This window comes from Jannaschia halovivens (assembly GCF_046452375.1).
Classification (GTDB): Bacteria; Pseudomonadota; Alphaproteobacteria; order Rhodobacterales; family Rhodobacteraceae; genus Jannaschia; species Jannaschia halovivens.
On record NZ_JBKFDJ010000002.1, the window covers coordinates 148463 to 158946 of the forward strand.

A 10484-nucleotide genomic window follows, 5' to 3' on the forward strand; every position below is an offset into this window, starting at 1 on the left:
GGAAACCACGGGCGGGCGCATGGCTGCGGGCGGTGGGCGCGCGGGGCCGTCATGCCTTGCGCGCCTTCCGAAGCAGCATGTCGCGCTTCGTCCGGCTGAGCCGGTCGAAATACATCCGGCCGTCGAGATGATCGATCTGGTGCTGCACGCTCGTCGCCTCGAGCTTCACGAAATCGCGGCGGACCCGCGTGCCGGTCTCGTCGAGATAGGTGACGGTGACCGCGCGGGGCCGCGTGACCCTAGCCGAGACGCCGGGCAGGTTCGGGGAGGCCTCGTCGTGCGCGCGCATCTCGACGCTCGAATGGAGCACGATCGGATCGGCCAGCCGGATCGGCCCCTCGCCCGCATCGACCACGGCGAGCCGCCGCAGGATGCCGAGCTGCGGCGCGGCCAGCCCGACGCCCGGCATCGCGTACATCGCATCGAGCATCCGCTGCCAGATCGCGCGCACCTCGTCGTCGACCGTTCCGACCGGCGCCGCTTTCGTTCGCAGCCGCGGGTCGGGCCAGGGGACGAAGTCCTTCATTCCGGAGCCTCGGGATGGTCGAGGATCAGGATGCCGTCGAGATGGTCCATCTCGTGGGCGACGCAGGCGGCGGCGAAGCCCTCGAACGCCTCTTCGCGACGAAGGCCGTCGGGGCCGTCGAACTCCAGGACGACGCGCCGGGGGCGCAGGACACGTCGCGGCGTGTCGGGGATCGAGAGGCATCCCTCCTCGTTTATCTGCTCGCCCTCGGTTCCCGTGATCACCGGGTTCACGAAGACACGCGGATCGGGCAGGCCCTCCTTCCACGTCGCGTCCATGACGAAGATGCGTTCGGTCACGCCGACCTGCGGCCCCGCGAGGCCGCGCCCCGGTGCGGCATACATCGTGTCGAGCATGTCGCGGGCCAGCGCCGTGACGTCACCCGTCACGGGCGTGCAGATCTCGGCGAGGACCGGATCGGGGTGCAGGCGGATCCCGAGGATCACGCCGCGCGCCAGGCGGCGAGGTTCGGGGTCGGGCGCATCATGTGCTCGATCCAGGCGAGACGTTCCGCCTCGATGACCTCAAGCTCCCAGACGCAGGCGAGAAGGGGGCGATCGTCCACGCTCTCGAACAGCGTCGCCCCGACATCCGCGCGCGCCAGCCGCTGGCAGAGGATGTCGGCATGCGCCCACCAGTCCATCAGAAGCCAGATCCCCTGTTCGCCGCGATGGAGGATGCAGAAGGCCGCGCCCTCGGCCCCGCCCTCGGTCGCCATCGCGTCGGGCAGCGTGTCTGCCACCACCCGCCATGCATCGGCCAGAAGGTCGGCCGGCGGGGCGTCCTGCCCCGCGGCGTCGATCCAGTGCATCTTCACGGTAACGCCCCAGACCTCGCCATCCGCCAGCCGCGCGCGTGTCCGGGGGCGGAAGACCTCAGCCACGTGCCAGCTCGCGCTTCAGCTTGACCATCTTGCGCGTGATCATCTGGCGCCGCAGCGGCTTCAGGTGGTCGATGAAGAGCGTTCCGTCGAGATGGTCGATCTCGTGCTGGACGCAGGTCGACCAGAGCCCGGCCATGTCCTCGGACCGCTCGGCGCCGTCGCGGTCGATCCAGCGGACCGTGACCTCGGACGGGCGCGTGACCTCGCCATATTGGTCGGGGATCGACAGGCACCCTTCCTCGTAGGACGATGTCTCGTCCGAGGCGGCGACGATCTTCGGGTTGAACATGACGAGGGGTCGGGGCGCCTCGCCTTCCTCCTTGATGCAGTCCAGCACGATCAATCGCACCCCCTGCCCAACCTGCGGCGCGGCCAGTCCGATGCCCGGCGCGTCGTACATCGTCTCGAGCATGTCGTCGGCCAGAGCGCGGAGCGCGTCCGACAGGTCGGGGACGGGCTCGGCGATCTTCTTCAGGCGCGGATCGGGGTGGAGGAGGATAGGCCGTTTCACGTCGGCGGATGTAGGCCGCGCGGCACGGTCGCGCAACCGGAACGCGGTGACCGAGCGTTAACCCCTGCCGGTGTAGGAGGACTGCGGATCGCGTCGCGAGCGATCCCGATGCACATGCAGGCGGACGGGTCCGGCGCGTGTCGCCTCGGGCTGTGAAGGGCCGCCGGTGCGCAGAACACCCCTTAAGATTGTTCGTACGAACAATCTCACCCTTTCTTCGTACGAAGAAAGAACCTCAAGTCACTCGAAAGCCTTTTCATTTTCCCGGCCCGCGACCGGGATGATCGGCTTGCGACCGGCCCGGCGCAGTGCCACACCCGCCGTGAGACCGCCAGGAGACCTGCCCATGAATGCCGACCCCCGGTTCGACGAAATCATCGATCGTCGCGGCAGCAACTGCTCGAAGTGGGACAAGATGGAGCAGATCTACGGCGTATCCGCAGCGGACGGAATCGCCATGTGGGTCGCCGACATGGATTTCCGCGTCCCCGCATTCATCACCGGCGCGGTGCGTGGGCTGCTCGATCACGGGGTGCTCGGATACTATGGCGACGACGGCCCCTACCGAGAGGCGATCCGCTGGTGGATGCGGGAACGTCACAAATGGAGCGTCGACGCGGACGCGATTTTCACGACCCACGGCCTCGTCAACGGCACGGCGCTATGCGTCGACACCTGGACCGAGCCGGGCGACGGCGTCGTCCTGTTCACACCGGTCTATCACGCCTTCGCCAAGGTCATTCGGGGCAACGGCCGCGCCGTCGTCGAATGCGAGATGCCCTTAGCGAATGGGCGCTACGAGACGGATTTCGACGCCTGGGACGCGCAGATCGACGGCAAGGGTGCAAAGATGATGATCCTGTGTTCGCCGCACAATCCCAACGGCCGGGTCTGGACGCGCGCCGAGCTCGAGGGCTTCGCCGCTTTCGCCCGGCGCCACGACCTCATCCTGGTCTCCGACGAGATCCATCACGACCTCGTCTATCCGGGCCAGACGCATATCCCGATGGCCACCATCGACGGGATCGCCGACCGGCTCGTGATGATGAGTTCCACCAACAAGACGTTCAACCTGTCCGGCGGGCACACGGGCAACGTGATCATCCATGACCCGGATCTGCGTGCCCAGTTTGCGGCCCGGATGCTGGGCCTGGGCCTGTCGCCCAACTCGTTCGGTCTGGTGATGGCCACGGCGGCCTACTCGCCCGAGGGCGCCGCCTGGGTGGACGACCTGATGGTCTATCTCGACGGCAACCGGACGCTGTTCGACGAAGGGATCGCGGCCATCCCCGGCGTCGCGTCCGTGCCGCTCGAGGCGACCTATCTGAGCTGGGTCGACTTCTCCGGCACCGGCATGTCGCGCGAGGACTTCACCGCGCGGGTCGAGCGTGACGCGAAGATCGCCGTGAACCATGGCCCGACCTTCGGGAAGGGCGGCGACAGCTTCCTGCGGTTCAACATCGCCACGCCGCGCGCGAATGTCGCACGTGCCGTCGAGCGGATGCAGGCCGCCTTCGCCGACCTGCAATAGGCCTCGTCCGGCCCGGCATGCGGCCTAGCTGACGGGCATCCTGCAGGAGGCCCCATGCCAGACCGCCCGTCCTTCGGCCGCCCCGTCCCCGTGCCCTCCGGTCGCCTGTCGCGGATGACGCGGCTGGGTGCCATGGTCGCGGGCGTCGCCGGCAACATGGCGATGGGCGGGGCGGCGGACCTCGCGCGTGGGCGGCGTCCGACGTCGCGCGACCTCCTCCTGACGCCGGGCAATCTCAGGCGCATCACCGACGAGCTGGCACGGATGCGCGGTGCGGCGATGAAGATGGGACAGCTCATCTCGATGGATGCCGGCGAGCTGCTGCCGCCCGAGATGGCCGCCATCATGGGCCGCCTGCGTGCCGAGGCCGACACGATGCCGCCCGCGCAGCTCAAGCGCGTTCTCGACGCCCAGTGGCCGCGCGGCTGGGTGCAGACGCTCCGGTCCTTCGACGTGCACCCCATCGCCGCCGCGTCCATCGGGCAGGTCCACCGCGCATGTCTGGCCGACGGGCGAGAGGTGGCCGTGAAGGTCCAGTATCCCGGCGTCGCTCGCAGCATCGACAGCGACGTCGCCAATGTCGCGGCGCTGGTCCGGATGTCGGGCCTGTTGCCCGCGGGCTTCGACCTCGCCCCCTATGTCGAGGAGGCGCGACAGCAGCTCCACGCCGAGACGGACTACGCCGCCGAGGCCGCGCATATGGCGCAATTCGCCGAGCTCCTGCGGGACGATACGGCCTTCGCGATCCCCGCGCCCGTTCCGGAGTGGAGCACGCCGCGCATCCTGACGATGACCTATCTCGACGGGGCCCCGCTCGACGCGCTCGAGACGGCGGACCAGACGACGCGCGACCGGGTCGCGACGCGGCTCATCGCGCTTCTTCTGCGGGAGCTCTTTGAATTCGGGCTGATGCAGACGGACCCGAACCTCGCCAATTACCGCTACGACACGGAGGTCGATCGGTTGATCCTGCTGGATTTCGGGGCGACGCGGACCCTGGGGTCCAGCGTCGTCGCCGATTATGCCGACCTGATGCGCGCGGGGCTGGCGGGCGACGCGGACCGGGTCGATGCCGTGGCCCGGCGGATCGGCTTCTACGATGCCGGCACCCTGCCCACCGACGCCGCTCGCATTCGCGCCATGATGGAGATGGTGTTCGCGCCGCTCCGGGACGAAACCTACGATTTTGGTGATCGCGCCATCATGCAGCGGCTGCGCGCCGAGGGTCTGGCGTTGGGCGAGAGCGGGTTCGTCCCGCCGCCCCTGCCCATCGACGCACTGTTCCTGCAGCGAAAACTGGCGGGGCTCTTCCTCATCGCGGCGAAGCTGCGGGCGCGCGTTCCGGTCGCGGCGTTGCTCGCGACGCATCTGCCGGACGCCTGAGGCGTCGCCTGTCGGCGCGCATCGAAGAGAGGTGGTACCACCGCCCCGGCTCGAACGGGGGACCTCCTGATCCACAATCAGGCGCTCTAACCAACTGAGCTACGGCGGCACTGGGCGCGGCAATAACGCTCCCTCGACGCTCGTGCAAGCCCGGAGCGTGCGCCCGTCGCGACGTCCGCGGCGCACTGCCCCATCAGAGATCCAGCGCCCAGTTCTGCTCGACCGTCGGCTGTCCGAAGGCCACCACCGGCGTCTCGTCCAGAAGGCGGAACCCGTTGCGCCGATAGAGCTTTCCCGCCGCGCGGTGGCTCTCGTGGGTCCAGAGGACGACGCGCACCGCGCCGGTATTGCGGGCATGGGAGACCAGCGTGTCGAGAAGGTGCTGCGCCAGCCCCGTGCCACGCATCTCGGGCTCGACGAGGAACATGCGCAGCTTGGCGGTGTCGGGGGCCGGGCGGGTCGTGAACACGCATCCCAGGCGGCGCCCGGCGTCATCCGTGGCGATCCAGGCCCGCTCGGGCGGGCGGCGGTCGCGGATGAACTCCGACAGGATGCCGGCCACCAGCGCCTCGAACGCGATGTCGTAGCCCTCGTCCGTCCAGTAGAGCTCGCCATGGCGCATCGTCACCCAGCCCGCATCGCCGGGTTCGAGATCGCGAAGGCTGATTCCGTCCATCCGCGCAGGCTTGCGCGACGACCGTCGCCTCGTCTAGAGGCTCGGCATGGGTATCAACGACCAGAGCGACGCCGAAGCGAACCTGCAGATCGGGCCGACCGATACGGGCATGGTGCGCATCTTCGTGGAAAGCGGCGGGACCGAGATCTCGATGGATTTCGACACCGACGAGGCGATGGAGATCGCCGAGGAGATCCGCGCCGCTGCTGCGATGGTCGCGAAGGCCCGCTAGCCCCCGGCCGTCAGCATCGGATCGCGCGCCCAATGCAGCCGCTGGGCGGCACAACGCGCGAATTTCAGCACCAGCGTCTTGCGCCGCGCGGCGGCGAGCTTGGTCGCCTCCGGGGTCCGCACCACCTCCGCGCCGAACCCGTCGGCAAGGATCAGACCCGATTCCGCGGGCAGGATCTCGGTCGGGAAATCGCCGTCTACTGCCCAGAAGAACCGGTCGGCCCATTCCAGGTACCCCTGCCACTTCAGGTCGCTCGTGAAGTCGGCGCGCGAGGATTTGCACTCGATCACCCAGACCTCGCCCTTGGGACCCAGCGCCATCACGTCGACGCGCTTGCCGCGCTCGGGCGCGAATTCCTCGAGGCACATGAAATCGTGGTCGCGCAGATGCCGCATCACGCCCCGCGCCAGAAGACGGCCGGGCTGAAGCGGGGTCTGGGTCTCGCGGAACAACATGTCCCCGTCGTGAACGAAAGGTGAACCGCTGTCCAGCCCGTCCGCCGCCTTGTCCGATGGCCCGGCGGGGCCTAGATGCTGTCGGGACGATGCTTCTGCGCTTCTTGTCATAACGGCAAAATTCCGGTGGCCTTAAGCAATTCCGAGGGAGCTGGCTCTGGTATGGCCCTGGTCATGCTACCTGGCGCCCACCTGTATATACAGGTCCTCGGGAATGATTGCCCGACGTTTGCCGCGGTTCATCGTCACTTCGCCTCCGCCTTCGGGCGGGGGCGTCGTTCGTTTCAGGCGCGCGTCGCGTTGCGTAAAAGTGCCGCCGTTTCGGTCGGCATCTCCATCGGGATCATGTGGCCATGGCCCAGACGTCGGACCTGTGCACCCGGCAATCGGGCCGCGAGACCGTGTGCGATCCCTTCGGTGATCGGGGGCGGATCCTGCCGCGTCACGATCGTCACGGGGGGCGGTGCGGTCGGAAGGCGGTCGAGGATGCCGTGGACGTCATCGACGATCCCCGGACCCGATGCGGCAATCAGGTGAATGCGATCCGTGATATAGCCGCGCTGCCGCTCCGACAAGACGTCCCAGGCGCGCCCGCCGCCCCAGAGCCCGGTGAACCGACGCGCCGCCGCCTCTCGCTCGCCAGCCTCCAGTTCCGCGTGAAAGCCGGCCATGTCGCGCGCATGGGCGAGCCGTTCCGCTTCGAGAGCCGCCGCGAACATCACTGGCTCGATCAGGGTGAGGCTGCGGATGCGGCCGGGTACCTCGGCCAGCATCCGAAGAGCCACGCAGCCGCCATAGCTATGCCCCACGACGTCGATAGGCCCCTCGGGCGTAGCCGCCAGCGCCACGTCCAGCGCCGCGTCCATATAGGCGCCGGTGCCGTCCCACCCGTCCGCGCCGTGGCCGGGCAGGTCCAGGCAGATCATCGTCCGCCCGGGCAGGGCCGCGCGCACGCCGCGCCATGCCGCGGCCGAGGCCAGCATGCAGTGGAGCGCGAGGATCGGCTCCGTCACGCGGTGGCGGCGAGATGCGCGTCGAGCTGGCCCAGACGATCCACGCCCCAGAATCGCTCCTCTCCGACGATGAAGAACGGCGCGCCGAAGGCTCCTGCGGCGACGGCGTCCTCGAGGTTGCGCGCGTATTGCTCGGCCCCCGCCATCATCCCGCGCGACGCCAACTCCCGGTCGAAGCCCGCCGCGGCGAGGCAGTCGGCGATCACCGCGTCATCGGCGATGTCGCGCTCCTCAGCCCAGCAGGCACGGGTCAGCCCGGCCAGAAGGGCCGCGACATCGCCGGTGCCGTCCGCCGCCGCCGCGATCAGCGCGTAGGAGGACGGCGCCGGGTTGGTCGGCCAATGCGCCGGTTGCAGGTTGATCGGCATGTCGCGCGCCGCAGCGGTGCGCCTCATCTCCTGCAGGCGGTACTCGCGGCGGCTCTCGTGGCGGTCCTTCGGGGGCGTCCCGCCCGTGCGCGCGAAGAGCCCTATGATGTCGAGCGGCTTGTAGTTGAGCGTCGCGCCGTACTTCGCCGCGATCTCGGCGGGCTCGGTTCCGGCGAGGTAGGTGAAGGGCGAGATGGTCGCGAGGTAGTAGTCGATCTGCATGGCGCTGCTCCGATGGGTCCGTGCGCATCCCACTCCGCGACGGGGCGGGTTGCAACCGCGCCTTTGCCCACGCCCCACCGGGTGCTACGCGAACGTCACCCCTTCGCGCCCCCGATTCGAGAGAAGCGCCCATGCCAAGCCCCGACCCGAAGATCATCTCCGGCAATGCCAACCGACCCCTGGCCAAGGGGATCGCCCGCCGGATGTCGATGCATCGGGGGGTTCAGGTCGGGCTGGTCGAAGCGCGGGTCGAGCGGTTCAACGACGGCGAGATCTTCGTCGAGGTGTTCGAGAACGTGCGTGGCGAGGACATGTTCATCGTCCAGTCCACGTCGAACCCGGCGAACGACAACCTGATGGAACTCTTGATCATGGCCGATGCGCTGCGGCGGTCCTCGGCGGCGCGCATCACCGCCGTGATCCCCTATTTCGGCTATGCCCGGCAGGATCGCCGCACCAAGGCGCGCACCCCGATCTCGGCCAAGCTGGTCGCCAACCTGATCGCGAATTCGGGGATCGAGCGGGTGCTGACGATGGATCTGCACGCGGCCCAGATCCAGGGGTTCTTCGATATCCCGGTCGACAACCTCTATGCCTCGCCGATCTTCGCGCTCGACATCCTGCACCACTTCAAGGGGTCGATGGACGACGTCATGGTCGTCAGCCCCGATGTCGGCGGCGTGGCCCGCGCGCGCGAACTGGCCCAGCGCATCAAGGCCCCCCTCTCGATCGTGGACAAGCGGCGTGAGAAGGCGGGCGAAGTGGCCGAGATGACCGTCATCGGCGAAGTCTCGGGCAAGCGCTGCATCATCGTCGACGACATCTGCGACACGGCCGGGACGCTCTGCAAGGCGGCGGATGTCCTGATCGACGCGGGCGCGACCGAGGTCCATGCCTACATCACGCACGGCGTCCTGTCGGGTCCGGCGGTGGGGCGGATCACCAAATCGCAGCTGAAGAGCCTCGTGATCTCCGACAGCATCGCGCCGACCGATCCCGTGAAGGAGTGCGCCAACATCCGCATCGTGCCGACGGCGCCGATGTTCACGCAGGCGATCCTGAACATCTGGAACGGGACGAGCGTCTCGAGCCTCTTCGACACGCAGACGCTGGAGCCGATCTACGAGCCCCTCTATCCGGGCCTCGCGCTCGACGGCTGAGGACGCCTCGTCAGTCCCAGAGCGTCAGGACGAGCACGATCGGCGCGATGAACGCGAACCAGATGCAGAACAGCATCGCCCAGTACCCACCGAGGTTCCAGAGCTTCATCTCGGGGTCGTCGGGATCGCCGGCGGGAGCGGTGGTGCCGAAGGTCCGCGCATCGGCGGTCCGGCGATCGAGATGGTCCCGCGCATGGGCTTGCTGCGCGTCCAGTTGCGCGCGGTGCCATTCGGTCATGTCATGGGCTTTCATCGGTCCGTCCCTCAAGATGCTTGAGGTCGAAATGGGCCGCATGGCCGCGAAGTCCACCTCCGGGCCGGTCGATTGGCGCTGACGGCATCCCGCATCCGCGCTAGAGCCACGCGATGGATCGGTTCGAGATCTTTCTGATGTCCCCGCCGGGGCTGGAATCCGCACTGGCCGCCGAAGTGGCCGAGGCCGGGTTCGACGCGCCGATGACGGTGCCCGGCGGCGTCACGATGGAAGGGGGTTGGCCCGAGATCTGGCGCGCCAATCTCGTGCTGCGCGGCGCAGGCCGTGTGCTGGCGCGGATCGGCTCGTTCCGGGCGTTCCACCTCGCCCAACTGGACAAGCGGGCGCGCAAGTTTCCCTGGGGCGAAGTGTTGCGCGCCGACGTGCCCGTGCGGGTCGAGGTGGCGACCAACCGGAAGTCCAAGATCTACCACGCCGGCGCCGCCCAGCAGCGGATCGAGACCGCTATCGCCGAGGAGCTGGGCGCCCCCATCGCCGCCGACGCCCCCGTTACGGTCAAGGCACGGATCGACGACAACCTCGTCGTCCTCAGCGTCGACACCTCCGGCGAGGGCCTGCACAAGCGCGGGCACAAGCAGGCGGTCGGCAAGGCACCGATGCGCGAGACGATGGCCGCGCTCCTCCTGCGCGAATGCGGCTTCACCGGGACTGAGCCGGTGCTCGACCCGATGTGCGGCTCGGGGACCTTCGTGATCGAGGCCGCCGAGATCGCCGCGGGCCTGCATCCCGGCCGCGCGCGGTCGTTCGCGTTCGAGCACCTGGCGACGTTCGATGCCAATACCTGGGCGGTGATGTCCGCGCCCGTATCCGGCATCGCCCCGGTCTCGCGGTTCCACGGCTCCGACCGGGATGCGGGTGCGTTCACCGCAGCGCGCGCCAATGCCGAACGGGCGGGCGTCGCCGATCTCGTGTCCTTCGAAAAGCGGGCCGTGTCCGAGATCGCGCCCCCCGATGGGCCGCCCGGCCTCGTGATCGTCAACCCGCCCTACGGCCGGCGGGTCGGCGACCGGAAGCCGCTCTACGGTCTGCACGGCGCACTGGGCGCCGCGCTGATGGACCGCTTCGCGGGCTGGCGCGTCGGGATCGTGACGACCGAAGCGTCGCTGGCGCAGGCGACCGGTCTGCCGCTCCTGCCCGCCGGCCCGCCCATCGCCCATGGCGGCCTGCGCGTGCGCCTCTGGCGCACCGAGGTGTTGGCTCAGAAAACCTGAGGCTGGGCGTCACCCCCGCGCGATCCATCTGCGTTCCCC

14 protein-coding genes and 1 tRNA gene are annotated in these 10484 nt (G+C 68.8%); 5 read left to right on the plus strand and 10 right to left on the minus strand.

Going from position 1 to position 10484, the window contains the following annotated elements:
* Nucleotides 1–49: 49 nt before the first annotated feature.
* From def (ACK8OR_RS14090) to def (ACK8OR_RS14105), 4 genes are read right to left on the minus strand one after another with little or no spacing between them, the layout of a single operon-like run.
* Entirely contained in the window at nt 50–526 is a 477-nt protein-coding gene (gene def / locus ACK8OR_RS14090; protein WP_410190052.1) for a peptide deformylase, read from the minus strand.
* Nucleotides 523–972 carry a peptide deformylase gene (locus tag ACK8OR_RS14095; protein ID WP_410190053.1) on the minus strand — a complete coding sequence of 150 codons (450 nt, stop codon included), beginning with the start codon at nt 970–972 and terminating at the stop codon, nt 523–525. The genes def (ACK8OR_RS14090) and ACK8OR_RS14095 overlap by 4 nt, the downstream gene beginning before the upstream one ends.
* Nucleotides 969–1409 (minus strand): hypothetical protein, encoded by a 441-nt coding sequence (locus tag ACK8OR_RS14100; RefSeq protein ID WP_410190054.1) that lies wholly within the window; start codon nt 1407–1409, stop codon nt 969–971. Before ACK8OR_RS14100 ends, ACK8OR_RS14095 begins: the two co-directional genes overlap by 4 nt.
* On the minus strand, nt 1402–1920 hold the full coding sequence (def, locus tag ACK8OR_RS14105) for a peptide deformylase (RefSeq protein ID WP_410190055.1): 519 nt from the start codon (nt 1918–1920) through the stop codon (nt 1402–1404). The genes ACK8OR_RS14100 and def (ACK8OR_RS14105) overlap by 8 nt, the downstream gene beginning before the upstream one ends.
* A 346-nt stretch (nt 1921–2266) precedes the next feature.
* Here def (ACK8OR_RS14105) and ACK8OR_RS14110 point away from each other — a divergent pair, with 346 nt between their 5' ends.
* Entirely contained in the window at nt 2267–3451 is a 1185-nt protein-coding gene (locus ACK8OR_RS14110) for a MalY/PatB family protein (RefSeq protein WP_410190056.1), read from the plus strand.
* A 54-nt stretch (nt 3452–3505) separates the two neighbouring features.
* Complete coding sequence (locus tag ACK8OR_RS14115) at nt 3506–4834, plus strand: ABC1 kinase family protein (protein ID WP_410190057.1); 1329 nt, start codon at nt 3506–3508, stop codon at nt 4832–4834.
* 32 nt (nt 4835–4866) lie between these two features.
* Here the strand turns inward: ACK8OR_RS14115 and ACK8OR_RS14120 are convergent.
* A tRNA-His gene (locus ACK8OR_RS14120) sits at nt 4867–4943 on the minus strand.
* Between the two features lie 84 nt (nt 4944–5027).
* Complete coding sequence (locus ACK8OR_RS14125; RefSeq protein WP_410190058.1) at nt 5028–5510, minus strand: GNAT family N-acetyltransferase; 483 nt, start codon at nt 5508–5510, stop codon at nt 5028–5030.
* A gap of 46 nt (nt 5511–5556) precedes the next feature.
* On the opposite strand from ACK8OR_RS14125, the gene ACK8OR_RS14130 reads away from it, so the two are divergent.
* Entirely contained in the window at nt 5557–5742 is a 186-nt protein-coding gene (locus tag ACK8OR_RS14130) for a DUF6324 family protein (RefSeq protein WP_298430323.1), read from the plus strand.
* On the opposite strand, the gene ACK8OR_RS14135 is transcribed toward ACK8OR_RS14130, so the two are convergent.
* The 3 genes from ACK8OR_RS14135 to ACK8OR_RS14145 all read right to left on the minus strand — a co-directional run bounded on the left by ACK8OR_RS14135 (nt 5739) and on the right by ACK8OR_RS14145 (nt 7800).
* Nucleotides 5739–6197 carry an MmcB family DNA repair protein gene (locus ACK8OR_RS14135; RefSeq protein ID WP_410190059.1) on the minus strand — a complete coding sequence of 153 codons (459 nt, stop codon included), beginning with the start codon at nt 6195–6197 and terminating at the stop codon, nt 5739–5741. The two genes, ACK8OR_RS14130 and ACK8OR_RS14135, sit on opposite strands and share 4 nt — an antisense overlap.
* 284 nt (nt 6198–6481) lie before the next feature.
* A complete protein-coding gene (locus tag ACK8OR_RS14140) occupies nt 6482–7210 on the minus strand; it encodes an alpha/beta fold hydrolase (RefSeq protein ID WP_410190060.1) in 729 nt (242 codons plus the stop codon).
* Complete coding sequence (locus ACK8OR_RS14145) at nt 7207–7800, minus strand: 2-hydroxychromene-2-carboxylate isomerase (RefSeq protein ID WP_410190061.1); 594 nt, start codon at nt 7798–7800, stop codon at nt 7207–7209. The genes ACK8OR_RS14140 and ACK8OR_RS14145 overlap by 4 nt, the downstream gene beginning before the upstream one ends.
* Before the next feature lie 131 nt (nt 7801–7931).
* Between ACK8OR_RS14145 and ACK8OR_RS14150 the strand changes: the two genes are divergently transcribed.
* Nucleotides 7932–8960 carry a ribose-phosphate pyrophosphokinase gene (locus ACK8OR_RS14150; protein WP_410190062.1) on the plus strand — a complete coding sequence of 343 codons (1029 nt, stop codon included), beginning with the start codon at nt 7932–7934 and terminating at the stop codon, nt 8958–8960.
* A 10-nt stretch (nt 8961–8970) separates the two neighbouring features.
* Here ACK8OR_RS14150 and ACK8OR_RS14155 read toward each other — a convergent pair whose 3' ends face one another.
* Nucleotides 8971–9213 (minus strand): hypothetical protein, encoded by a 243-nt coding sequence (locus ACK8OR_RS14155; RefSeq protein ID WP_410190063.1) that lies wholly within the window; start codon nt 9211–9213, stop codon nt 8971–8973.
* Nucleotides 9214–9326: 113 nt separating this feature from the next.
* On the opposite strand from ACK8OR_RS14155, the gene ACK8OR_RS14160 reads away from it, so the two are divergent.
* The gene (locus tag ACK8OR_RS14160) at nt 9327–10445 is read left to right on the plus strand and encodes a THUMP domain-containing class I SAM-dependent RNA methyltransferase (RefSeq protein ID WP_410190064.1); all 1119 of its coding nucleotides are present in this window, start codon (nt 9327–9329) and stop codon (nt 10443–10445) included.
* Nucleotides 10446–10484 lie beyond the last annotated feature (39 nt).

Excerpts from the sequence above, each read along its gene's own strand:
- def (WP_410190052.1), bottom strand. The coding sequence starts at position 526 with ATGAAGGACTTCGTCCCCTGGCCCGACCCGCGGCTGCGAACGAAAGCG.
- ACK8OR_RS14110 (WP_410190056.1), top strand. The coding sequence starts at position 2,267 with ATGAATGCCGACCCCCGGTTCGACGAAATCATCGATCGTCGCGGCAGC.
- ACK8OR_RS14115 (WP_410190057.1), top strand. The coding sequence starts at position 3,506 with ATGCCAGACCGCCCGTCCTTCGGCCGCCCCGTCCCCGTGCCCTCCGGT.
- ACK8OR_RS14125 (WP_410190058.1), bottom strand. The coding sequence starts at position 5,510 with ATGGACGGAATCAGCCTTCGCGATCTCGAACCCGGCGATGCGGGCTGG.
- ACK8OR_RS14130 (WP_298430323.1), top strand. The coding sequence starts at position 5,557 with ATGGGTATCAACGACCAGAGCGACGCCGAAGCGAACCTGCAGATCGGG.
- ACK8OR_RS14135 (WP_410190059.1), bottom strand. The coding sequence starts at position 6,197 with ATGTTGTTCCGCGAGACCCAGACCCCGCTTCAGCCCGGCCGTCTTCTG.
- ACK8OR_RS14145 (WP_410190061.1), bottom strand. The coding sequence starts at position 7,800 with ATGCAGATCGACTACTACCTCGCGACCATCTCGCCCTTCACCTACCTC.
- ACK8OR_RS14150 (WP_410190062.1), top strand. The coding sequence starts at position 7,932 with ATGCCAAGCCCCGACCCGAAGATCATCTCCGGCAATGCCAACCGACCC.
- ACK8OR_RS14155 (WP_410190063.1), bottom strand. The coding sequence starts at position 9,213 with ATGAAAGCCCATGACATGACCGAATGGCACCGCGCGCAACTGGACGCG.
- ACK8OR_RS14160 (WP_410190064.1), top strand. The coding sequence starts at position 9,327 with ATGGATCGGTTCGAGATCTTTCTGATGTCCCCGCCGGGGCTGGAATCC.